The sequence below is a fragment of the Erysipelothrix sp. HDW6B genome (genome assembly GCF_011301115.1).
GTDB lineage: Bacteria > Bacillota_I > Bacilli_A > Erysipelotrichales > Erysipelotrichaceae > Erysipelothrix > Erysipelothrix anatis.
Map to the genome: position 1 here is coordinate 1316938 of NZ_CP049860.1, position 25432 is coordinate 1342369.

A 25432-nucleotide genomic window follows, 5' to 3' on the forward strand; every position below is an offset into this window, starting at 1 on the left:
TAAGCGACCCTTTTTTATAGTTTTAGAAGGACAATCCCGACAACCATTGTCAAGACAGCTGCCACTTTCTGTATTTGCATTGGTTTCAGTTCCATTCCTAAAAGAGCAAAATGATCCAATATCATGGCCATCACAATTTGTCCAACCAGCGCAATAATCGAAGATAGCGTCGACCCTAAAATCGGTAGAATTAGTATGTTGCCCATTAAGATTGCAATTCCTATTGCTCCCGCCAAATAGTTATAGACAGGAATTCTCTTACCTTTTCCATCAAGTCTTGGAACATCAATGCGATGAGTTTTAGCGAGGATCATCACAACCAGAAGTAGTGCTCCGATAAAAAAAGACATGAACGTTGCAATTAAAGGCGAACCAACATACTCACTCAACCCGCGATTAAAAACTTGTTGAAGCGGTGGTAACATCCCTAAAATAACTGTTGGAATGACATATCGAAGTTGTAGCTTCTGGGCATCGTTTTTTTTCGCAGTATTAATATAAACTGCAGCTGCGAGTACCATTAGAATGCCAATAATGTTGATTAAATTAATGGTGCGAATTGGGGCTGAAAACAATCCAAAAGCATCAATCACAACTCCAATAATTAATTGACCCACTAATGTAAAAATCGTCGTATAAAATGCACCAATTCGTGTGAAAAGATTCATCACGGACGCATTGTAGATAACACCAACAATACCGCCACCTATAAGGTAGTATAGAGGAATGCCTTGATATGTTGCGCTATTCAAGAAAACAGTTGGTTGCTGAACAACGTTGATAATGAATAGAATAACTGATCCAAAGACAAATGCAACCATTGAACCTGTAAGTTTATTCTCGCTTCCTGAATTTATCCGAGCCCCTAAAGTTGCTTGGATTGGAAAAATCATTCCCAGCACAAATCCAATCAGTAAATAATTTATAATAATCATATAACCCTCTCAATCTAGATATACAATCTAGATTAGGTCAGATATTTTAATATTCGCTAAAAATGATTCCATTTGTACTTCCGACTCTTGCATCTTTTGGTAAATGAGACAATTTGGGCCGTGTTCTGGGGCACATGTAAACATGGACTGTTTTCCCTCTATGGCATGAATAACGTCGAGCATTGTGATTGCATCACGTTGATTGTTGATACAGTAGCCACCATTGGTTCCTGATACTGCCTCAAGAATATTTGCTTTTACCAAATTAGTTAAAATTTTCGAAAGGTATGATGGAGCAACATGGATTGCCTCAGCAATCGCCGTCACGCTCATACTTGCTTGATTGTCTTCACGATACAGTCGTTGTACGACATGTAATGCATAGTTCGTTGCTTTAGAGTATTTCATTAAATCACCTTCCTAATCTGATTGTATCATATGTTTTTACGTATTCGGGTAGGTTCCTTATGATTCACGCTGAATGATCAAGTTTAGTTCTTCCACCAATTTTGGTTTGGGTCTGAATCCAACAAGACGTTCAACTTCGACCGAACCTTTCATGATGATAAGTGCAGGAATTCCATGAATCATCATTTTATCTGAAAGTGCGTTGTTTTCTTCAACATTGACGCGTTGAAATGACACTGCATTAAATGCTTCATCAGTCGAAATGGCTTCAACAATGGGCTTCATCATCTGACAAGGTCCGCACCACTCTGCCCAAAACTGCAAAAGCGTGAACGGTTTTCCTTCATCACATATCACATTACTTTGAATATCTTTAATCATAATTTTCCTCCTAGATATTAGAGACACTTGGTGTCTATGATTAGAATATATGAAATTGTTAGTTGTTGCAATTCTTTTGCAACAACATTTTTATCTTGCGTCAGCTGTTATTGGAGAAAATGCGTAACTGTATCTACAAAAGCCTTGATAATCGTCTCATGGGTTCGAAATGCATTATTAATAGTTCCAATCTCTTCTGTGAATGTTGCATAATGAAACACCACAACGTCTAATATCCCCTTTTGAATGTAATCAGCAACAGCAATTCTTGGAAGTACAGCGACACCATGTCCACCAATCGCTGCATGAAGCAATGTTTCATTATTATTAGCGGTCCAAGAAACTATTGATTCTATCGTGTCATCATAAATAATACGATCCATATACTTCCGATAAGAACTTCCAATCTCACGCGTCAATAAGAGATATTGTCCTTTACGATTTTCTAGATAACGTGGGTTTGCGACATACACCAAATCAAGTGTGCCAACACGAGAATACGATAACGTGTTATTGTCCGGCACCCCTTCTATTAGTGCAACATCTAAGTTATTGCTAATCACACTTTCCTTAATAGTTGCAACATTATTAACCGTAATCTGAAGTTTGACATGATGTAAGGTTTCAAAATGCGTGATAATTTCCGGAAGCATGTAAGTAGCAATTGTAACGGTGCATCCAACACGGAGTACAGGTAGCGATGTATCTGGTTTAAAAACTGATAATGCTCGCTCATTTGCTTGGATTAATGCTTGTGCATACGGATAAAATTGTAAAGCTTCTTGAGTCGGTTTAATAGTTCGCCCTGAGCGTTGAAATAGCGTAACATTCAGTTCTAGCTCTAATTCCTTAATACCCTGACTTACTGCGGGTTGGCTGATGTATAATGCCTCTGCAGCACGTGAAATACTTCCGTGAATACACACCGCTAGAAACATGTTAATTCGATCAATATTCATATAAGCACTCCTTATGTATATTATAACATATCATTACTATTCATTATGCTCCATGCTTGATACACTTAGATACGAGGTGAAAGAATGAATAAAAATTTTGAACTATTTAAGCTATTTACAATAGCAAGTACTTTAACATTCTCAGGCGGACTAGCCATGGTTCCCCTACTGGATGACAAACTTGTAAAGCAATATCACTATTTATCCAGTGATGATTTTTACCACTATATTGCAATATCGCAGTCGATACCAGGCGTAACGGCCGTCACAACAGCTTGTCTACTTGGCGAAAAAATAAATGGTCGAAGTGGACGCTACAGTGCCGCACTTGGCGCTATTCTACCAGTCCTGGTTATCATGATGCTTCTGACGGTGCTTTACCAAATGATTCCGCAAACCGGTATCATTCAATACTTATTTATCGCTATTCGTGCCACTGCTGGCATTTACATTCTAGAAGCAGGAGTATCAATGATTCCACACATTATAACACGCAACGCTCAATCGTATTTTATGATCATATTTGTATTCATTTTAGTGACTTTTCTGAATGTATCAATTCCTTGGATTATTCTTGGATGTTTTCTGCTAAGTCTTTTTGTTCTAGCATGGAGAAACTTCAAATGATCCAACTTTTTCTAACATTCTTAAAAATAGGTTTTCTTGGCTTTGGTGGTGGCTATGCAATGCTTTCGCTCATCTATGAGAACTCACTCCATCTTGGAATTAGTGCTACACAATTTGCAGATTTAAATGCATTGGACCTATTAGCTCCTGGTCCGATCGCCGTCAACTCAGCAACATATGTAGGTTTTATTACATTCGGTATTATTGGTGCAATTATAGCGACAATCGCTGTTTGCATGTCGTCATTTGTATTTTCTTATCTCTTATTTACTTATGAGGACACATTACTTTCGATGCCATTGTTCAACACCTTTCTCCATTATACGAAGATTGCTGCGATTGCAATGATATTATCTGTCGCCCTTTCGCTTGTCAATAATGCTTATACCAGCGATGGGCAACCTTTATTGATTACAGTCACGCTTGTTTCAAACGCATACTTGCGTTTGTATCGTAAAAAACCTATTCTATTTTGTATGGCTTGCACTGCAGGAATTGGTGTTCTTTATGGATTGTTCTTATAAAAAAAAAAGGATCTCTTGATCCTTTTAAGTATTGTGATATGTCAACGCACGCATCAGACAGTCGTCTAATACAGTGAAATTGAGCGGTTTATTCTTCGCAAGAACGATTGCACGATTTTTTGAAAACTCAAGGTCATAACCATAAATTTGTCGTAAACGCTCAATTAAATTTGATTGGCAACTCACAAATATGCCAACATGCTGTTCATCAAAAACATCGAGACGGATTGGTGTCCCTGACTTAGGTCTAACCGTTGCATACGAAGGCTGGCCCCATTTTAATGATTCTTCAATTGTTCCTACTTGATCGTTCATCGCCGCCAATTCATAAATACGTGTGCGGATTTCTTGCAATATGGCATACGATTGTTGATCATAGTGTGCATAGACATTTTCAATTTCAGGTGTTGTGAACGGATTCATGTTAATCTCCTTTACGCTCATGGATTGAGATACGCTTGCTAAAAGTATACACCAATTTTATCTATGCATGCGATAAATACGGCACACACGATTCTCCATCAAAAATGGGATTTTGGTTTCGTACAAATAATGCGGTTTCATCATAATTTACAGTATTTTTGGATACATTTACGGTAGTGGTAGGCATAAACCCTAATACAAGGGATTGCACATTACTTAATTCCGATGCAATCGTATCTAACGATACCTTTGTCGTACCAAACACATCAAATAGCATGCCCGATGCAACGTCGTAAACCGCCAGCACATTATAAGCCGAACTATAATATAGATAGTCTTGAAATGGACCGAGAAGATAAAACATGAGAAGTCCTAGGTTGTCCTTCATTGCAATCGCTGTGTAGGGATTTCCTTCAGACAATAATTTAAGATACTGTTCTGACTGAATCAGTGTTTCTTTACTAATTTTTGAAAAGGTAGAAACAGATGGTTCTGTCTTAATACGGTATTGTTTTTCTTGAATTTTGCTGAAACCGAACTGCTGATAGAACTCCAGCACATTCTCGTTGGCATACAAATAAAAAGATGTCGTGTCAGAATTGTATGCTTCGAATATCTGATTGATAAGGAACCGAATGAGGCCTTGATTTCGATACTTGGGGTGCGTGCAGATCGTACCGAGTTGGACCGTTTCAAAAAGCGCTCCGCCTCGCTCAAACGTAATGTGATTTACCGAGACATTCGCAACCACTTGATTATTATGAATCAGAACATACGGAACATTCGCATCAGTCCAATATCCTGCCTGATACCAAAACTCAAAATCAAATTCAAACACTGCATTTACCAGTTGATTGTAGCTTCTTCGAATTTCAATATCATCACGCACACCGATTCTAAACAAATATTTTGCATTATTTATTGTGACGTGTTTCATTAACAATTCCTCCATACATTATTGCTTTGATAGCACTGGATGCCTGTTTATAGGTAACATTTTGCACATAAACTTGAACCCAAGCATTGGAAACAAGTGCATGAATCGCGTCTTCAAGCATTACCAAAGGAACCTCTCGATTTAAGACCCCTTGTTCATACGCCTTTTCAATATCTTGATAGTATACTGCAAGTTCTTGTCGCAGTTTTTGATTGAGTGTATCAAAATTGTGTTCGTGTGAGAAGTTATATAGAAAGCTCACCATATCACCATGTGCCACAAGAATTTCTACGGCTTGCAAGATTCTTGATTCTAATGTTGATAAAGTATTCTGATCAAGTGCATTTTTCAGGATTTCGATAGCATAATCTGCCATCTGGTTAAAGAAAGCATCTCGACTCTCAAATGTTCGATGAAATGTGGCTTTACTTATTGATGCTGACGCAGCGATTGCCTCGATGCTCGCTGTTGGATTCATAACCAGGTACGGCATCGCAGCCTTAAATATTTTTTCTTGATTTGTCATATGACACCTCTTTGTCTCATGTGAGACTATATTATCTCAAAAATTAGATTATGTAAAGAATAATAATCCCAATTTGCATACTTAGGTATTTTTTTTACACATCCATGCAACTGTAGTGTGCATCCAGAATGTCAGAAGAAACATACTAATCAACGTCCCCTCTCGAACATTCACAGGATTCCGGAAGTACTTTGTCATCACTATAGATCCAGTTACACAAAGGATATCAAAGCTATAACGTAGTTTATGAAACGGTACGTCTAATCGTGATGAAAGCTCGGTACAAACCGATTCAATCGGAAAAGTTAAAATATCCAAGTATAATATCATACCTGTACTTATGCCCGATATCGTCACACCTACACAAAAGACTGCAACTTTAGTCAAATAGTGTGTCAATACAAGATTGTTGAAAATGTAGTAAGTAAAAATATTTATAACACTTCCAAAGGCAATCGCAGCACTAAACTGCATCAAATACTTCGTTTGTAACTTAAAATGCGTCAACAGCGCATACACGCTTAAAAAGAAAATATTCAGTACCGTCGTCACGGTGCCAATTTCGACTTCCAACACAGTCGCAAGGCTTAGATTTAACGCATTAAAACTACTAACACCAATACCTGCGAAGATTGTGATACTAATTCCAAATCCCGCCAGCATATAAAAGCCAAAAGAAAGAAGTAATTTCATTGTTTGATTCATAATAACCTCCCACTTGAAATTTATCATGCAACACAGGATAATTATAGGAGATATCTCACATTAGGAGGTTACTATGAAAGCGACATCAATTCATAACGATTTATTGCATACTATGGAAGATTCCATTAATATAACAGATCGCTTCACGCAATCTTACGTACGCAACGACCAGATTATTCCCTTTGGACAAGCTGAGACGCATCTGTATTTTCTCATCGAAGGAACCGTCAAAATTTATCTATACCACGAGAATGGAACGCGATCCATCATTCATTTTGCGCAAGCGGGTGATATCTTAGGTGAACTTAGCTTACTTGGTGTTGAAGAACAATCGAAAGAAGTTATCGCACAGTCTAACTGTACCTGTATTGTAGTCCCACGTGATAAACACGAACAATTGCTCTTGAACCTCGCATTTACGCGTGCCCTCAACGTTTATCTTGCACAGAAATTAACAGATCGAACCTTTCGTCTCACACACGCACTCAATTACCCCATGATTAATCGACTAGCTGCATTTATTCTTTTCGCTGAGAACGATGGCATCTATCATGAAAGTGCAACGGAAATTGCAGAGTATCTAAGCACAAGCTACCGGCACTTGATGCATACCTTTAAGCAACTGAGAGAACTTAAGTTACTTTCAAAGATTGGTACTTCCTACAAAATCATGGATCGAAGACGACTGGAAGCATATGCTTTGGACATACAATATTAAAAAAGAGATGAAATTCATCTCTTTTATATAATACGGTTCATCAATGGCATTTGCTCCGCAAATCGTTTTAAGTTATGCATCACGATTTCCAACCGGTAATCATTGATTTTGCTCGTTTCAAATGAGGCATGAGGGGTTATCGTTGCTTTAGGATGATCCCAAAGTGGATGATTGGTATCGAGTGGTTCCGTTTCAAAAACATCCAAAACAACACCTGCTAAATTCGTATCCAGCACAGTCATGAGTCCTTCTAAGTTCACACAAGCACCACGACCAATATTTATAAAAATCGCGTCATTTTTCATCAGGCCAAACTGACTTGCATCCATAATATGATACGTGGCATCGTTGCTTGGTAGTGTACAAATCACAATATCATAATTCGGTAAGCGACTATCTAAGACATCCAAGGCAAAACATTGAGAAAAATGTTCAATCGGGCGTCCATTAGAATTAATACCATCAACCTCAGCATTAAATGCATTCAATCGTTTTGCTGTTTCTTGAGCAATACTTCCGGTCCCAAGAATCAAAACCTTTGCGGTATCAAGTGCTTTATTTTGGTTCAACCGCTCCCATTTATGGTCAGCTTGCTGATCCAAGTACCCAGGGATACTTTTATAATGGTTAAGTATGTAGGCTAAGCAATATTCGGCAATTGGAATACTATACATCCCGCGACCATTAGCAATTGGAATCCCTGCTTTTTTATATAATTCAATATTAATGTGATCATAACCAGCAGAGAGCAACTGTGCAAATTTCAGATCACTTGGGATTGTTTCTTTGGGTAAATGCATGCCCACAATGACATCCGCATTCCCTTCATAGATTGTTTCTAAAGGATACCGGATAATTTCAAATCCTAAACTTTCAATTGTCTTGGTGCTTTGGGTATCCAATTGTAGCATTTCTGTTATGGCAATTTTCATTTTTATCTCCTTCATTTTTTAAATCCTTATATCTATCATAGCATCTATGGCTAATCGACGCACAGAGTGCTTGATAGTTTTTCTTTATAAGGGCGCGCTTATCTAAAAAAAAGAAATTTTTGTGTACAAATACAAAAAATATTGTATTTTATGTTTATGAAGCGTAAATTAAAAATATGGAGGACACTTATATGGTCTTAACACAAAAGAAAAATGCTTTATCGTTATTTATTGCTACCGCAGCCATTGGGATAACATACCAAATCTTTGCTACCTATGGCTTGCCTGGACCGATTGGTCTTATAATTGGTGTGATTTGGAATATGGCACTCGGTGGACTTGCTGCATACTTCTTTGATAAAGACACATTTCTTGATCGTTTGAAACGTTTTAATTGGAAAGTCCTTGCTTGGGGAATACCTGCTACTATCTTAGTTGGTGTTGTTTCTGGTCTCATTTATGCATCATTGTTCGGAAAACCAACGACCAATTCGATTGCAGGGAGTGTAAATATCACCATGATGTTAACACAAGTTCCGTTCATGCTTATGGGTGAAGAAATTTTGTCGACTAATATCGTTCGGTCCCTTCGGAAGGCAAACGTTTCATTTTTCATCGCCTCACTTGTTTCGGCTGTTTTATTTGCACTGTGGCACATTCCTGCATATGGTTTTAATCCTATGCAATTACTTATTACCATCGTACCATTACGACTTTTGTTAAATTATATTTGGGAACGATCTGAGAGTATATGGGTAAGCTGGATTTGTCATATCTTGTACGATTTCATTAGTTTTATCCCATTCCTTATTCATTAACACTAAAAAAGCTACCGACAGAAAGACTGCGGTAGCTTTTTTCTTAATTATGTCGCTTTCGATATAACGAACGAAGCATAATGAGAATACCCATTAATACACTTGCAAAACCAATGGTTAACATTGAATTTGACATACCGGTCTTAGGCAGCGACGAGTCTTTAGGTTTAGGATCCTTATCGACACCTTTAACTATTGGTGGTTCATCTTCCACATATGTGTTCGTAATCACATTTCCATTTAAAGACTTAACGTATCCTTCAGGAACATTGATTTCATCAACGGTATAAATAAAGACGTTTCCTGCCGAATCTACAGCGTCAAGATCACGCCATAGTATGGACGTTTCACCGTTAAGCAAAGATCGCGGTTCTTGATAGGCAACACCATTACGATACAATTGAACTGTAATCGTAGGATGCGAAGTTGGCCCACCGATCCACACTTTTTGAATTTGCATCGCAAGTTTTCCGGGTGTGAAGGTATTTGTGATCGTTGCTCCGTCAACATGTTTACTGTATCCGAATGGAACATTAATCTCATCGACAGTATATGTATATGGATTTCCCATCAAATCCGTCACTGGAAGTTCGGTCCATGTATAAGATTCTTGGCCTGATTCCAAACTGATTGCATTTCGATACGGTAATCCGTTTTGGTACAGTTGAATTGAAATCATTGGTTTCAATTCTGGTCCATCAATCCATACTTTCCGCACAGTGAAATCCGTCACTGATGGCATGTATGTATTCGTGATGGTAGTACCGTCTACATGTTTCTCATAATGAGCAGGAACCGTAATTTCATCAACGCGATAATTAAAGGAATTACCTGCTTTATCATTGGCATCTAAATCTAGCCATTGATATGTTGTCTCTCCATTCTTAAGCGTTACAGGTGCTCCATACGGTTGATTATTTTGGAAAAGTTGAATAACTATCTCCGGTTTTATCTCAGGCCCATTGACCCACACCTTGTTCATTGAAAAATCCATTTTATTAACTTTCACAGTATTAATAACTGTAAACGTGATAGATGTGGATTCTAACGTAGCTTCAATCGTTCCGCCTTCTACCTCATACAACTCTGAAGCAATCTCAGATGCTTTAATTCGAGCATTCTTAGTAAGTCCCTTCACTACAATTTTCCGGTTTGCAGGAATGGTAACAATACCATCTTGAACTGTGAGCGTTTCAACAAATGTCATGGCTTCGTCGTAGACTTGAACTATACCTTGATAACGTTTGAAGTTATCTATATTATCATCCGTTTCATCAAAACTTACGTCAAAGGTAAAACTTCGGTCTTGATCAAGGCGTGCACCATCTGAATCATGCAAGATTTTATGAATCGTTACATCTACAGTTCCTTTGAAGTAACCAGCATTTCGAATTGCTGTCGAATTCAAACGATCTAATGTAAAATCGCCGGTTGTATCGTTACCTTTAGGCTCAATATGCGACCCATTTTCATCAGACATCTGATGTGTCAGAGTATAGCCATCTGGTGTTATGACTTTAATACGGTATTGTCCGTGACGGTAGACATCCATACTATAAAATCCATCAACATCAGTTTTCACTTCATATGGATTCCCTGACAGATCATATACATCATTGCCATTAACATCAACAAGACGCACTGTGTAGGCTTCAAATGCCGTGTCCGTTGCTTTATCAAATAAGCCGTCTTCATTAAAATCATCGAAGACATGGCCAGATACGTTGTATTTAACGATATCTACCGTTGAATGATTGGATTCAAAGAAATCAAGATTTGCAGTTGTTGCGACACCAAAGGTGTTTGAAGCTTTGTCTAGAAGATCGAGTTGTGTATTCGCTGGGACGTCAAAAATGACATCAAACTGAATTTCTTGACCACTTCGAAGTATTGCACCGGGTTTCAGAACTATCTTAAATGCCGTAACAGCGTCATAGTCTGCTGGTGATTGTATCCAATTTGCATCCTTGTAGAATGTTTTGACATCTGTGGTTACCGTGTCTGTTGTATAAAAAACATCTAATTCATTGGGAACCTGAATGGGTCCTGATAGATTCAATTTGAACGTGGAATTACGAGCAACACGACTCGGTGACTCTAATGACATGTCAGTACTTACCGTTTCATCACCAACATTGGGTAGTAAGTCAAGAATATTAAGATTCGTAATGTCAGTTACCGAGTTATTGTATAGCGAAAATTGGTAACTCATTTGTGTGCCAATTTCACTCAATCCTGTACTTGGCGGTAAAATATAGTTTGTATCTAGGGAACCTTTGACCGCTTTACGAATCATCAATTCTCGAGGCGGCACGTAATTGAACTGTGTAACCGCCGAAGCAATTAAGTCATCAGTCACTCCATTTTCATTTAAATCGTACTCATCAGAAACGGCACGAGACCCTGGTTTAACGAGTTGATTGTTTTTCCATGAAAGAATCGCGGTATTAATATTAGTTCCAGGATTGGTAAGTTCGGTAATTTTTGTTTCATATTGAATCGAAAGTACTCCTGTTTGTGAACCATTTGTACTTGTTCCTGTGTAAGTTAAACCATCAAGCTTCCAAATGAGTGCTGTGTGACCTGATCCTTTAAAATTTGGAACAACTTCGGGTTCAAGGGATCCTGTAGTCATCGAAGATTCAATGACTGGTGATTTAACGAGAAAGCCAGTACCGGGAACATAAGATGTTCCATCAGGAATGATATCAACTAAAACATTTGAGTCCACAAAGGCCATATCACCAACTAAATTAGCAACATCGACATTAAGTTGGAACGCAACATGGTCATTGATAAAATAGTTTAGTTTCTTGTTTACGACGTCTTTTCGTAAAGAAACCGTTGGATTCACACGAGAATATTGAATATAATCAGAACGTTTTCCAGTAGAGTTTAGACCGTTTGAATACATTGCCTTGAATGCTGCATCATTGCTGAGACGGCTTGTTGTGGCTGTTTCACCCACAACAGATACGGTTTTATCTCGTAATTCTGTTCCAATTAGAACATTTAAGATTTTTCCAGGTGCTAGGTATGTTTCATCAACCGATTTCACCATTACTGACAGAGTTTCTGCTTTCAGAGGATATGTATGCTTTACCCTTGGATCAACGTTGGTTGCGACTATCTCTTCAGTGCCATCTTGCAATTTCGCGATTATATCAAGTCTTCCAACAACACTTGTCTGAGCGTCAATTGTCACATAAGTATACTTGAGACGTGAGTCAAGTCCACTATCAACTATTTCAAACGAATTTAGGTTCAGATTGGGATGTGCTGATGTTGCTAAGTTTCCAATAAACAATTTCCATTCGTGGGTTCTATCCCGATCTTTTTGATAGTCTAAGAATGTCCATGGCGTAATTGATTTTCCAAAAGAAAAGGCAGTGGGTTCTGGTACTGGTTTGGATGCTTCGAGTTTAAAATCAATAGTATCTGTACCCTTTAATATCGTCTCATATTCTGGACGGTTCTTTGGTTTCGCAGTAACCGTTGCTGTATTCGTCAACGTTTCATTAACCGGCACATTCGGGAATTTCAGATTAAGCGTCACATTACTAGAGAAGTTTTGGTAGTAAAGTCGCGTTCCGTCCGAATTTGTATATGTTTTACGAGCCGTTCGGGTCAATGCGTCGTAAGTCCATCCCGGATTATCTTCTGCTATAAAGACGGCTCCGTCTGGTAAAATGTCCTCAAATATAAACTCATCATAGATTCGAGACCCCGGTGCCGATGTTGTATTGGTTGCATTCAGAGAATATGTAAATTGTACATTATTGAGTTTCGTTAAATCATCGGTTAAACGTGTTCCATCATCAGGATGAATAACTCCACCATTCACCACACGATTGTCGGAAGATGTCCAAGAACCTGCGTATATCATTTTGTCTAAACGGGGTTGAATTGTGCTAATGACCACATCTTTTGCGGTTTGAGCAAGAACCGTTTCATCTTTTTGCTGTTTTAAAGTCGCTTCAATGGCCACTGGGAAGCCATTGGGTGTTTCACCATTATGAGTCACAAACTTCATCGGAATATCCAAGCTTGTTCCTGAAGCTAGTGCTGCAAGTTTATAGATAACTTTATAATGGTCACCCGCATCGACGACTTCCTTTGATAGTTGTGATGCAATATCTGAAGCAACAAACGTACCGTTCACCAAATGTTCTTTAGGTATCTTAACTTCTAATATTGCATCGGTAAGCGTTCCACTGTCTTCTGTTAATGATAAACCTGTGTAAAAAAGAACTTCTTCTCCAGACAGAAATTTTGCATCAGCGGGTAATGTGTAAATATCAAATCTAGAGACTGCGATGTTTGCCTTGGTCTCGTCTATCGCTTCGATTTGTCTTGTAGATTCTCCTTCTTTTTCCGATTGAGATGATTGAACTCCCTCTTTCGCAATTGAAGAAACGATTGGCGTTTCTTTCAAACTATCGTTTCCTTGAGTTTGTTCAATAGGAACTGTAATCGGGAAAGTTTGTAAGGCTTCTAGTGTATTCATGAATTCGACATTCACTACCGTACTGTTTTCATTGTTTTTAAGTTTTGCAGTGAATGTGATGACACCTTCTCGTTCATGATCTAAATTGATTTGAAGTGCATGATTTATAATAGTCTCTTGCTTGGCATCAAGAAGCACGAAATCTTCTAATGTTTTAGGTAACGACACTTCGATGTAGTCTCCCTTAACGATCTCATCACGTAATTCATGCGGCACATGCCAACGTAATGAAAATTTCAGACGTCCTTCTGGATTATAATCAGAACTCGCTTCACCCGTCTTCGTTAAAAATGACATCGAAGCGGATTCCAACGCATTTACGTTATAGTTCTCAAATAAATCTTGAATATTGCGTATATTTGTAGTGTGTGTTTGTGCATTAATCGTTATTGATGTAATTACAAGGGAAGCAACTAATGCAATAAAAATAAACCCTTTTTTGATTGCTTTATTGAATGTTTTTAATTTCATTTCTTTACCTTCATCCATAATTAATTCGTTAAAATAGTGACATCTCCGAAATGTAATGCTTTAAATGCTTCCAGTTTATGGGTTGAATCCAAACTTGCTGCATAAAGGGAATACTTCCCATTAAAATCTTCATTGAAAGACGATACAATACTTAATTGTATCCATTCACCGTTGCGGTTTTGCAGGTACATTTCGGCGTATCCAATATATTGATTATCACGCATTCCGACACTAATTGACTGACCAAGATGGGTATATGAGGTCCATTCGTCAGGATTCAATGTGCTCCCATAGTAATCTTTACTAAACATCGCTAACAGTGATGGAATATTACGATCAGCGATACTTTGTGTCATTTCATTTTTGACAAAGATATATGGGTCAAAGTCTGGTTCAGGCTTCGGAGGTTGTGGGATTGCGGTGGGTTTTTGACTTATTTGGGGTGTAAGTCCTTGTACTGTTATTTTTATCGTTGTTTGGTTATAGTATTTTTCCGATTTGGGCAGGTTGATAAGCAACACATCGATTTGATCACCATTTGCAAGGCTTTCCGATTTTGAATACACGATATTAATACCGTCCAGATGTGATGGATACCATGGACTTTCTGTATTCCATACTGCATCTATGGAACCACTTCCATCTTCCCCCGAAGTTATAAAGTGGATATCGTCAAACGGATTTATCACATTTGGTTCTTCTAAACCGGTTACCGTATAGTTTTTTTCGAGTGTTGTTATTGCATAGTTGGATTCAAAATCGTTGTGTCCAAATCGAACTTTGATTATATCTCCGTTTGTCAATTCTGACGATTTGGAGATTGAATACGCGGCAGTTGTCAATGATTCCGGTGCACCTACAAGCTGTAACGAAGCTGTACCTAGTGTTGATTCACCATTGAAACTAATGCTCACGAATGCAAAGGGATCAAAGCTAACCTTGTTCTCTACTACAGGCGTTACCGGTGGTTTGGGGTGATTGATGATTGCGAATGCTGCAATCGTTGAAACCACACCAACAGTCACAATCACCCTTGCAACATGACTTGGTTTTTGGGATTTCGCTGAAACTCCTTCAGCAATACCTTCAGCAGCAACAATCGTATATGGGGGGACTGGTGCTTGTGATTGCATCATTTTTAATGCATACACAAAGAGTCCAATTGGTGCAATGCTAAAGAATGTAATGCCGTTGTTTTCATGTTCTGTAATCTTTTTCCGAATCTTATCTTTTGCATACTTTAGTCTACTTTTTATCGTACTTTCGCTTAACTCCAAATATGCTGCAATTTCGCGAATCGTCATATCTTCATAGTAAAATAAAAATGTACATAAGCGTTGGTCTTCAGGCAGACTATCCATAATATTCTGGATAATTTCCGATATCTCTGCTTGATTTGCACTCTCGTCAGGTTGCGTAAAGGTATCTGTGTCTTCAACCTCAAAATCAACATCTTCTTCACGCGTTATATCTGAGAATAGTACAGGCTTGTTCTTTTTCAAGAAATCTTTCGCATTATTCAAAGCAATTTGATTAATCCATGCAGCAAAATTAGCAACTGTATAGACTTCTAAGCTATCAATTTTTTTGAATGCTTTCAGATATGTATCTTGAACAAGATCTTCGACTGTATGCTGGTTTCTGATTAGCCTTCGAATAATATAATACACTGCACGAATTGTTTGATTGTAAAGCCTCTCAAAATCATGTGTGCCCGTTTCCGTATATGGCCAATCGTTTTCTGTAGTATTGTTGTTACGTTTCATTTCTAGACCCTCTTCCACATATTTGTAATGTATATGACTGATATTGTTGGTAGATAATCAACCAGATCACAGCTTTTTTAAAATTGCTAACCTCATAGCTGTTGGAGTCACTTACAAATAGGTTCTTTAGAGTCATATCAAATTCACTCAAATCTTATCACCCCTCATTAAATAGACGAATGAGATTCAAAAAAGACTTAATTAATTTACATTTTTGCTCAAAATTTTAATTTACCTAAATCAAAGGATCGGCAACACGCGTATAACCCCCCATAGGTAATACATTATTTATGTTGTTTTATCTCTGTATATATTAATCTATTTATTTTAATAATTCACGATTTAAGCACACAGTTTATCACAATCTTAACATTTCTTACCGTTTCGACGCTTCACACCATAAAGTATGTTCTTTTCATCGGTATCCTAACAAGTTTTCCTGTGAAAATTGCGCTAAAGAAAACACACCTTATTGGTGTGTTCTATTTTTCATGAATCCTTTTAAGATTTTCTTTTAAACGTTGGAACCGCAGGTTTCCATACTCGATGAAATCCTCGGTTTCATGCGCTTCCTTCAGAGCTTCGCGTATATAACCCCATAGGCTCCACAATAAATCAATATACACTTTGTTTAATTGCAGTTGTAGGAAGTCTTCATCAGCGGGTTCTTTTCCAAGGTATGCATGTAAAAACAGTCGGTCCATTGCATAGTTATAATCTGCTTCAATCGATACATCGGCAAGATCCCAATAGCGTGAATTCATTCCGCCATATTCCCAATCAACAAGAAACATATCACCTGTATCGCTCACTATGAAGTTTTCTGGTAATGGATCATTATGACACAGAACGCGTTTCACATCATGATTCTCATGATGCGCATAAAGCAATAATACGTCATCGCGAATTGCTTGATAACCTTCTGGATAGTACCCTTCAAGTTGCGAAAGAGATGCTTCATACTTTTGCACCATTTCCATAACATCAAACTGAATGGGTAATGACGGTGCTGATTGGTGTAAATGTGCCAATAAATTTGCAGCTTTCTCTAAGTTTTCTGATTCTTGTAAACGTGTTGCATTCATTGTCAGTGCACCTGGTATGTATTGCGATATCTTTAAACCTGTGACATCATCAAAATGCATCAAAGGTGCATCTATATGCAACGGTGCAATTGTACGTACAATAAGACCTTCATGAGAACGGTTAATGATTGTATCTGTATCCTTACCTGCAAGGCGAATAACCAGATTTTTGTCTTTCGTTTCAACATTAAAATTTCTATTTGTGAGTCCTCCAAGTTGCGAAACACGCAAGGGTTCTCCAAGGTTTAATGTATGCAGTATTTTAGTAATTTCTTCCTGTTTTGTCATAACTATAGTGTAACAGATTTAATAAAATGTTCAATATATTTGATATTTTATATATTTTGAACAAATGTTGTTGGTATTATGAGATGTTATGTTCGTGAATAGTACGTTTTAACGATATTTGGCGCTACACCTACTACTTTGTGGAATACCTGATTAAAGTATTTATAGTCCGAAAAGCCGACCATATCCGCGATTTCGTACATATGATATGACTGTGTCTTAATCAGATCTAGAGCTTGCTGAATGCGAAACTTAGTCAAATACTCATTGAAGGTCATCCCAATAAACTTTTGAAAACGATTGTTGATTGAAGTTGAACTTTTCCCTGTATACATGCGAATATCTTCCAATGTTATTTTTTCATGATAGTGTTGCTGAATATATTCCAATGCTTTCATTATCGTGACAGAGGCAACAGCTGGGGTTTGCTGTAGGACGCAGTATATATCTGCGACCTCATTTGCCCCCTTCGCATAAGCACGGCGCATATGAATTTCATTAATTGCACGTTGGATGCTATGTGTTAATGCAGCATGATCTAAAGGTTTTAGCAGATATTCTGTGACACCAAATTCAATCGCTTTTTTAGCATAATCAAATTCTGAGTGTCCACTAATGATAATCACACTGTATGTTTCTCTTGGTAAAAGTTCTAATAATGCGATGCCATCCATAATCGGCATGTTGATATCCAGAATAATAATATCTGGCTTTTCTTTTTCAATGAGGCGGTATCCTTCATTCCCGTTTGCTGCTTCCCCAACTACAGTGCACTTAAGTGCGTCCCAATCGATTGCGCGGCGAAGACCTTTACGTATAATTGCCTCATCTTCAATAATACATACTCTATACATCTTTGTTACCTCCTTTGGGAATAATTAACGATATATGCGTTCCCATCGTATCACTCTCAATTATGACTTTGCCATCATCTCCGTACAACAGTTCCATCCTTTGAAGTACACTCATAATTCCATATCCAACATGATGCGATTTACTGTCATAAGACTTCAATGCTTCGAGTTGTGCCGGATTCATACCGCCACCGTCGTCAATCACATGCAAGAAAATATGTGTTTCATTAGAATATCCTAAAACGCCCACAGTCAGCGTATCTTTATAGCGATAACCGTGCTTCAAACAGTTTTCAATTAATGGTTGAATCAATAGCTTTGGTAATTGTTCCTGCAACACATCTTCGCCGATATCAATCGTATACACAAACCGTTCTTGAAGCCGCAATTTATTAACTTCTAAATAGAGTTTTATGTATTCAATATCTTCTAAGAACGGTACTTCATTGGCATCTGGGGTAATACTGTAGCGAAGTAAGCGGGTTGTGTTCAAAATCAATTTTTCAGCTAATTGTGGATCATCAACAATCAGATATCGTATCGTTTCTAGAGAATTGTAGAGGAAATGCGGGTTGAATTGTGCTTCAAGTTGCTTGATTTCCGCATTTTTCCGTAATTCTAGGAGGCGTTCATTACTCGAAATGAGTTCTGATAATTGCGTTCCCATGTCATTGAATGCATGCGCTAATTTTTCAAACTCATCGTGTGTTGTAAGCGAGACATGTGTTTCTAAATCACCATTCTTCATGCGATCAACTGCTTCAATCAAAGTCGCAATCGAACGGCTTGCTTCGCGACCAATTTTGCGAGCTGAAAGTTTATTAATACGCTCGACAATATATAAAGCAACCGCTACAACGACTGAGACAACCATAAAGGTTAAAGCCAGTGAATCTTTCTTCACGAGAACACGAATAATGAAGTTTTCCGATCCAAACATTTTCGAGTTTACCCGATAAGCAGTATGTTCAAGACTTAAGGTATCATTGGGAACATTTGGAAACTTCATTGATTTGGTCACAAAATCCCGAGATGTTGATGCAATGACATTATCAAATCGATCTGTTAGCACTAAGTGATTTCCCCTTTGATACTGCAAGAGTTCACTATAAACACTCGCATCCACAAAATATAGAACTTTAAGCCGGTTTTGATGCATGTCTGTATAATTACGACCATAGACAACTTTTGTAGACGGATCACTCCCTAAATTCGTAATCACAGTTGCGATTGTATCGTTTGAATTCAGACGTTCTAAAACTAGGCGATGATAATAGCGAAGAAAATCATTACCTTCTAATGACGGCTGCGTAATCAAAATGGGATAGTTTGCGTCGTCATACATAATCATATGAACATTCCCATCAAGACGCGAATTGATGGCATAATACTTCTGATAAATATCATTCGAATAGGCTTCTATATTTTCTTTCATGTCAGAAAAATCATACCCTTCAGCATTGAAATCGAAAATTTCATCGATACTTGATTCGATGTGCATAACTTCTTGTGTTATATAAGATTGAACATTGCGAACTTCAAAAACATTTGTGTAAATGTAATATCCTAAAAATGTCAATCCGGCCATGAGTAAAGTGACCAGCAATGGGATGCGGCCATATTTGATAAATGTACCTTCGATTTTTTGCTCAAATGTTTTGAATTCAGAATGTTTCATAGACCTATTGTAATATATAAAGACAAAAAGAGAAAAAGGATTTACCTTTTTCTATATTTGTATATTTTTTCCTTTCGATAGTTTCATAAAGACAAGCAACGAAATTATTGTGAGTCCCGTAAGGATTGCTGATAAAGCGGCTGCGATCCCATAGTTTCCACGGATAACTTGCGTATAGATCGATACTGTCATTGTTTGTGTTTTTGAAGTATAGAGAATGATTGCTGTTGATAGTTCAGAGATCATCGTAATCCAGCTAAGAATAGCTCCAGAAATTACCCCCGCAGACATCATTGGAACTGTGATTTTAAAGAATGTTTTTGAGTTACTGGTTCCAAGCGAAATCGCTGCTTCCTCTACACTAATCGATATTTGTTGTAGTATTGCGACTGATGAACGGATTGTATACGGTAATCGACGTACAACCAGTGCGATAATCATAATAGTAAATGTTCCTGTAAGCATGAATGGTCGCTTCGACAATGAAGTTAACATGGCAATACCAAGTACAGTACCTGGAATAATGTAAGGAATCATTGAAACAGCATCAACTGTCGCGGTCAATGGATTGCGACGACGGACAGCTATATAGGCAATGATTACCGCCATAATTACAATAATAACAAGTGCAATTCCTGGAATAATGAAGGTATTTTGAATACTATTCCCTAGGCGTGAGAATGCTTCACGATAACTGTCCAATGAATATCCATCTACAAATATTAACCCTGATGTTTTAAGGAATGATGTATAGAAAACATAAACTTGGGGCATAAATGCAACTGCTACAACACCATAGACGAATGTATGAACCATCACAGATAATGATCGTTTCATCGGCTTCGGTTCGATGCTATGTAATGCACTCATTGAGAATTGATTACGGTTTGATAACCAACGTTGGAAGAGAAAGAAAACGGTAGTGAGTAGGATTGCAATTACAGAGATGGCAGCAGCAAATCCTGTATCTCCACCCATTTCTGAAATAAATTCATCGAAAATAAGTCGCGGGAAAGTTCGATACCCTTCACCAATAAGCATTGGTGTTCCAAAGTCAGCAAATGCTCTCATAAAGACAAGTAATGCGCTTGCGTAGATGGTTGGTTTGATTAACGGCAATACAACTTTGAAGAACCGTTTGAATCCTGTTATTCCCATGCTTTCTGATGCTTCAAATAGTGAATTATCGACACTGCTCAGTGCACCTTGAATATAGAGATAAACTAACGGAAATAGCTGTAACGTTAAGACTAATAAAATACCACTAAATCCATAAATATCTGGAATCACAATTCCAAAGGTACTCAACATAAATTTGGTAATTAAACCACTACGGCCCAGTAGCAGAATCCACGAGTACGCACCGATAAATGGCGCCGACATAGAACAAAGAATAATGATAATATTTAAGAATTTTTTACCTCTTACTTTATAAACAGTCGTAAAATATGCTAACGGTATTCCAATTAGCAACGTGAGTAACGTTGCGATAATTGTTACTTGAAAACTGTTGACGATTGTCTTGAGGTAATACGGTTGGCTAAAGAATTTATTAAAATGTGTGAGTGTAAATCCACCAAGGCTGGGATCATAGATTGATTGAGCAAGAAGATTAACAATCGGGTAAATGAAGAAAAGTCCGTAAAGTACTAGTACAACTAATGTTGATGCTTTCCAAAAATCGGGTTTGCGTAATTTATTAAGTAAGGTCATGGTGAACACCTACAATCAAGTTCTCTTCTCCATCAGCCGTATACACGTTGATTTTTTCGATTTTAATCCCTACTTTAACAGTTTCACCTTCTTGATATAAGTGATTGATCGCTGACTCTTCAACGATATCTACCATATCTCCTGTTGCTAATTCAACCGTATAGTGAGTATTGAGACCTAAAAATACGGTTTTCTTCACGGTTCCTGTTGTGATGGCTGCTGATGGATCAGACGTAATTAAGAATTCTTCTGGTCGAATTGAAATCTTGACCAATTCTTCACTGCCGTTGCGAACCATTTTGGTTTCATCCAAATTAATCGTTGGACCATTGTTTAATGTTAAAGAAGCGTTCGTTAAATTCCCCGTTAGAATATTGGATCGACCAATAAATGTTGCGACAAATATGTTACGGGGACGCTGGTAAATATTTTGTGGTGTTCCAACATGTTGAATAACACCGTCTTTCATAACTGCAATTCGATCCGATACCGACATTGCTTCTTCTTGATCATGTGTCACATAAACAGTTGTAATGTTGACTGATTGTTGAATCTCTTTGATTGCTGTACGCATATCTATTCGGAGCTTGGCATCTAAATTACTAAGTGGCTCGTCCATTAATAATACATCTGGTTTGATGACAACTGCACGTGCCAAAGCAACACGTTGTTGTTGCCCTCCGGAAAGTCGTTCTGGCATACGATCTGCATAATCCGAAATTTGCATTGTATCCAACATTTCGTTAACAGATTTTTGAATTGTCTCTTTATCCATTTTACGATTTTTTAATCCAAAAGCAACATTATCAAATACTGTTAAATGTGGAAAGATCGCATAGTTTTGAAACACCATTCCAATATTTCGTTTTGATGGTTCCATGTCATTGATACGTTTTTCATTGAAGAAAAAATCGCCCCCTTCAATTGAGTTGAACCCCGCAATCATTCGTAATAGTGTTGTTTTTCCGCACCCAGATGGACCAAGAAGGGTGAAGAATTCACCCTCCTTGATTTCAATTGAGAGATCCGGAATGATTGTATTTTGGCCATAACGTTTTACAGCATTTTTGATTGAAATATTTACACTCATAATCTAACCCCGTTTCTAATCTAATTATTGTAATTCTGCAAATAATTTTGTGTAACGCTCTACAAGTTGTGTCTTATTCTGGTAGACATATTCCATGTCTTCATAAATTAATGGTAATGTTGAGTAATCTTTGAGGTGATCCCCTGTTGTCGCACCTTTACGTACTGGACGGTTTGTTAACTCAGAACCGAAGATATTTTGAACTTCTTCTGTAAGAAGGAAATCAATGAAAAGTTCTGCATTCTCTTTGTTCTTAGCATTTTTAATAATTCCAGATCCAGCAGGAAGGAAGACACTTCCTTCTTTCGGATAAACAATTTCGACATTTTTAGCACCATCTTTAACAAGTTTTGCTACAGGATCTTCGTAGGTTAACCCAACCCACATTTCTCCATCAACAACAGATTTATAAACTGAAGATGATCCAGACTGAATTTTGCCGTCCCATTGTTGAATTAATTTTCCAACATAGTCCCATGCCACATCGTTCATGTAGTCATCATCTGGACTCATTGCTAATAGAATATTTGTTAATTGGGCAAAAGCACTTGATGAATTTGATGGATCAGCAGTCGCAATCTTGCCTTTTAGTTCAGGTTGTAAAAGATCTTCATAACTTTCGATTTTGAGATCTTTCGTTAGCTCTTTGTTTACGATGAGGACACTTCCATCTAAAACTGTGTATGTAATGTATCCTGTGTCGTTTTTATACTCATCCACAACGTTTGCATCTTCTTTTGAAACGTACGGCTCAAACAAATCTTTGTTTGAAATATACTGCGTATAGGTTCCACCAAAAAGCACGTCGCCATATGGATTTTCTTTCTCTGACTGAATTCGTTTGACTAATTCACCCGTACCCGCAGAAATAACTTCAACTTTGATTCCTGTTTTTTCTTCAAAAAGTGGTACGACTGCATTAATCAAGCCTTCACTATTTGGGGAGTAAACAACAAGCTTTTTATTCTCTTCTGACTTACCTCCGCCAGAACATGCTACCAGCATTAATGTAACTAGAAGCAGAATACTAATGCGTTTGAACTTCTTCATATTTTCCTCCTGTATTGTATGAATACATGTCTTTCATATACATATAGTACTTGTTTGGTAACCGCTTTCACATACCTAAATTCAACAAAAATAGGGATTATATCACAATTGTATAAAAAATAAATCTTATACTAAAATTCAAATATTCCGTTGATTGGTGTGATTTCTCCTATAAAATAAAGGAAATTTATCGTAAATTGATTGCTCGATACAATCACAGGTGGTAAAATTAGCACGATAACAATGCGGAGAATAGTAATGCTACGTTGAACCCCCACCTTTGACCAAAGGATACGTTATGCATTATGTCATAGAACAACCATGAAAAAAATTCTAATGTTAGGAACCCTACTACTTATGCTAGGTCTCTTAGTGTCGACCACTTACAGTTACTGGCAAGATATTTCGATCAAAAACAACATAGACACTGCGTCTGATATCTCCTTAAAAATCGGAACTTTTTCGTTACCAAGTATTCACCCAATTGGTGCTACTGAGTTTCAAGAGAATACCCGATACGTTGAAAGCAACGTCGTTTATTACAAGGATATGTATTTGCTACGGTATCGAACAGGATGGCATGATAAACTTCCAGATTCACCAGACATTTCGGAAGGCTATAGTGGCCATTACCGTTTCTACAGTAATCACCATTTCATCCAAGCACGCTACTTTATCAATGATTTGGTTATTATGAATGACATCGTGTACCGTGCAGATAATGGAGGTGCATCAAATATGACACCCGAACAGTCCGATGGCTGGAACGGGTGGAAGAAGATAGGCACTATCTCGGATTTGAAATGGCAAAAGACACGCGTTTATACTAAAGGTTCCATCACATATCACGAGCAAAAATTATATGTTGCGAACGAAACAATTCAATCTAATCAAAATCCCGAACCGGGTGTTGACTTCGGATGGAATCTTCAAAATACACTTCAGTACGATCCCTTTACGATTTATAAGAAATCGGATGAATCACCAACGATTGTTGCGTCATACGATTCGAATGGCGAGAACCGACTTTATCGCCTGAAAGCATCCTCAAATTATAAAAATGGTATTTATACGCAACCTGGACAAGACTCAACTGTTTGGGACCCCTATCCTTTTACTTGATACTAAAAGAGCATCGTATACGATGCTCTTTATTAATATTCCAGAAGCTTTGGATTGCTCTTTTCAATCGATTCCCAGAAATCGTGGTACTCTCGAGCTGTAAGTGGGTAATCAGTAGAAAGAATGGTAAAATCTTCTCCTCGCCAATTATATACAATTCTCGTTTCAAAGTAATGATTCTTTTTATAAAATTTAATTCTTCGACGTCGAATTGGTGCATCAGATTTCTTAGGATGAACTACTTCGACATCTGCAAAAATCGTACGTTGATAACGTGCTTTAATTAACAATAATGTTGACGAACCCAACCCCTTGCTTTGAACTTTAGGGTCAATTGCAAAATAGATTAAATGTACTAGGGTATCAGTGAAAAGAACAATCGTGAAACCCACAAATACATCATCATCGAGTAAGACACAAATCTCACTATTCTTTCCTTCGTCTTCATAGATGTATGCTAAATTTTTCCGCTCATTTTCAGGAAATGCATTCTGGTATAACATCTCAACATCATTTTTATACACATCGGTAACAGGCATTAATGAAATCATAAGTATCTTCGGAATCTCGTTTCTATCTTAGGACTATCATACAGTGCAAACGGCTAAATGTAAATTTTGATTATCTAGGTTTCCTACTAATTTCATAAGCCTTTTCAATGCTGATATACTCATTTTTAGTAAGTTCCAAGATGCTATAGAAGAAACATAACTTGTGTTCTTTGTCAGAATATAAACAAGCCAATTGCATTGATTCTTCTGAAACTTTGTTTTATGCATATAAATTGGCTCCAGTTTCTATTAATATTAGCCATAATCGACTTAAAATCAATCCAAAGACTACAATTTGTTCTAACATGACATTTAATAGTAGATTCGACTTAGTAAGTATGATGCAAAGAAATATCAATAAATA

Annotated in this window: 23 protein-coding genes; 5 read left to right on the top strand and 18 right to left on the bottom strand. The window is 37.5% G+C overall.

Features of this window, described 5'->3' with window-relative positions:
- Positions 1-14: 14 nt before the first annotated feature.
- The 4 genes from G7061_RS06475 to G7061_RS06490 form a co-directional block, all read right to left on the bottom strand.
- Entirely contained in the window at positions 15-935 is a 921-nt protein-coding gene (locus G7061_RS06475) for a DMT family transporter (RefSeq protein WP_166119882.1), read from the bottom strand.
- Between the two features lie 27 nt (positions 936-962).
- Positions 963-1343: an Rrf2 family transcriptional regulator gene (locus tag G7061_RS06480; RefSeq protein ID WP_159640463.1), complete on the bottom strand. Its 381-nt coding sequence runs from the start codon at positions 1341-1343 to the stop codon at positions 963-965.
- 57 nt (positions 1344-1400) lie between these two features.
- Entirely contained in the window at positions 1401-1724 is a 324-nt protein-coding gene (locus G7061_RS06485; RefSeq protein ID WP_159640460.1) for a co-chaperone YbbN, read from the bottom strand.
- 107 nt (positions 1725-1831) lie between these two features.
- The gene (locus tag G7061_RS06490; protein WP_166119885.1) at positions 1832-2683 is read right to left on the bottom strand and encodes a LysR family transcriptional regulator; all 852 of its coding nucleotides are present in this window, start codon (positions 2681-2683) and stop codon (positions 1832-1834) included.
- A gap of 84 nt (positions 2684-2767) precedes the next feature.
- On the opposite strand from G7061_RS06490, the gene G7061_RS06495 reads away from it, so the two are divergent.
- Both G7061_RS06495 and G7061_RS06500 read left to right on the top strand, forming a co-directional pair.
- Positions 2768-3310, top strand: coding sequence for a chromate transporter (locus G7061_RS06495; RefSeq protein ID WP_159640454.1), 543 nt, complete (start codon positions 2768-2770; stop codon positions 3308-3310).
- Entirely contained in the window at positions 3307-3834 is a 528-nt protein-coding gene (locus G7061_RS06500; RefSeq protein WP_166082776.1) for a chromate transporter, read from the top strand. Before G7061_RS06495 ends, G7061_RS06500 begins: the two co-directional genes overlap by 4 nt.
- A 24-nt stretch (positions 3835-3858) precedes the next feature.
- On the opposite strand, the gene G7061_RS06505 is transcribed toward G7061_RS06500, so the two are convergent.
- The 4 genes from G7061_RS06505 to G7061_RS06520 all read right to left on the bottom strand — a co-directional run bounded on the left by G7061_RS06505 (position 3859) and on the right by G7061_RS06520 (position 6425).
- On the bottom strand, positions 3859-4257 hold the full coding sequence (locus tag G7061_RS06505) for a DUF1801 domain-containing protein (protein WP_166119888.1): 399 nt from the start codon (positions 4255-4257) through the stop codon (positions 3859-3861).
- A 61-nt stretch (positions 4258-4318) separates the two neighbouring features.
- A complete protein-coding gene (locus G7061_RS06510) occupies positions 4319-5194 on the bottom strand; it encodes a GNAT family N-acetyltransferase (protein ID WP_166082778.1) in 876 nt (291 codons plus the stop codon).
- Complete coding sequence (locus G7061_RS06515) at positions 5172-5720, bottom strand: TetR/AcrR family transcriptional regulator (RefSeq protein WP_166119891.1); 549 nt, start codon at positions 5718-5720, stop codon at positions 5172-5174. The genes G7061_RS06510 and G7061_RS06515 overlap by 23 nt, the downstream gene beginning before the upstream one ends.
- A gap of 81 nt (positions 5721-5801) precedes the next feature.
- Positions 5802-6425, bottom strand: coding sequence for a hypothetical protein (locus G7061_RS06520; RefSeq protein ID WP_166119894.1), 624 nt, complete (start codon positions 6423-6425; stop codon positions 5802-5804).
- A 73-nt stretch (positions 6426-6498) separates the two neighbouring features.
- On the opposite strand from G7061_RS06520, the gene G7061_RS06525 reads away from it, so the two are divergent.
- Positions 6499-7143, top strand: a complete 645-nt coding sequence (locus G7061_RS06525) for a cyclic nucleotide-binding domain-containing protein (RefSeq protein WP_166119899.1) — start codon at positions 6499-6501, stop codon at positions 7141-7143.
- Positions 7144-7166: 23 nt separating this feature from the next.
- On the opposite strand, the gene G7061_RS06530 is transcribed toward G7061_RS06525, so the two are convergent.
- Positions 7167-8075, bottom strand: coding sequence for a D-2-hydroxyacid dehydrogenase (locus G7061_RS06530; RefSeq protein ID WP_166119903.1), 909 nt, complete (start codon positions 8073-8075; stop codon positions 7167-7169).
- A gap of 191 nt (positions 8076-8266) precedes the next feature.
- Between G7061_RS06530 and G7061_RS06535 the strand changes: the two genes are divergently transcribed.
- Positions 8267-8893, top strand: a complete 627-nt coding sequence (locus G7061_RS06535) for a CPBP family intramembrane glutamic endopeptidase (RefSeq protein WP_205700087.1) — start codon at positions 8267-8269, stop codon at positions 8891-8893.
- A gap of 43 nt (positions 8894-8936) precedes the next feature.
- Here the strand turns inward: G7061_RS06535 and G7061_RS06540 are convergent, their stop codons facing one another.
- The 8 genes from G7061_RS06540 to G7061_RS06575 all read right to left on the bottom strand — a co-directional run bounded on the left by G7061_RS06540 (position 8937) and on the right by G7061_RS06575 (position 23395).
- Complete coding sequence (locus G7061_RS06540; protein ID WP_166119909.1) at positions 8937-13871, bottom strand: Cna B-type domain-containing protein; 4935 nt, start codon at positions 13869-13871, stop codon at positions 8937-8939.
- 20 nt (positions 13872-13891) lie between these two features.
- Positions 13892-15637, bottom strand: coding sequence for an RNA polymerase sigma factor (locus G7061_RS06545; protein WP_166119912.1), 1746 nt, complete (start codon positions 15635-15637; stop codon positions 13892-13894).
- A 482-nt stretch (positions 15638-16119) separates the two neighbouring features.
- A complete protein-coding gene (locus G7061_RS06550; protein WP_166119915.1) occupies positions 16120-17010 on the bottom strand; it encodes a choline kinase family protein in 891 nt (296 codons plus the stop codon).
- An 86-nt stretch (positions 17011-17096) separates the two neighbouring features.
- Positions 17097-17864, bottom strand: a complete 768-nt coding sequence (locus tag G7061_RS06555) for a response regulator (RefSeq protein WP_159640421.1) — start codon at positions 17862-17864, stop codon at positions 17097-17099.
- Entirely contained in the window at positions 17857-19542 is a 1686-nt protein-coding gene (locus G7061_RS06560; protein WP_166119918.1) for a sensor histidine kinase, read from the bottom strand. The genes G7061_RS06555 and G7061_RS06560 overlap by 8 nt, the downstream gene beginning before the upstream one ends.
- 51 nt (positions 19543-19593) lie before the next feature.
- Positions 19594-21255, bottom strand: coding sequence for an iron ABC transporter permease (locus G7061_RS06565; RefSeq protein ID WP_159646957.1), 1662 nt, complete (start codon positions 21253-21255; stop codon positions 19594-19596).
- A complete protein-coding gene (locus G7061_RS06570; RefSeq protein WP_159646955.1) occupies positions 21242-22345 on the bottom strand; it encodes an ABC transporter ATP-binding protein in 1104 nt (367 codons plus the stop codon). The genes G7061_RS06565 and G7061_RS06570 overlap by 14 nt, the downstream gene beginning before the upstream one ends.
- Positions 22346-22369: 24 nt before the next feature.
- Positions 22370-23395 (bottom strand): ABC transporter substrate-binding protein, encoded by a 1026-nt coding sequence (locus tag G7061_RS06575; protein ID WP_159640412.1) that lies wholly within the window; start codon positions 23393-23395, stop codon positions 22370-22372.
- A gap of 321 nt (positions 23396-23716) precedes the next feature.
- Between G7061_RS06575 and G7061_RS06580 the strand changes: the two genes are divergently transcribed.
- Positions 23717-24517 carry a hypothetical protein gene (locus tag G7061_RS06580; protein WP_166119922.1) on the top strand — a complete coding sequence of 267 codons (801 nt, stop codon included), beginning with the start codon at positions 23717-23719 and terminating at the stop codon, positions 24515-24517.
- Between the two features lie 32 nt (positions 24518-24549).
- Here G7061_RS06580 and G7061_RS06585 read toward each other — a convergent pair whose 3' ends face one another.
- Positions 24550-25068 carry a GNAT family N-acetyltransferase gene (locus G7061_RS06585; RefSeq protein WP_166119925.1) on the bottom strand — a complete coding sequence of 173 codons (519 nt, stop codon included), beginning with the start codon at positions 25066-25068 and terminating at the stop codon, positions 24550-24552.
- Between the last annotated feature and the right edge of the window lie 364 nt (positions 25069-25432).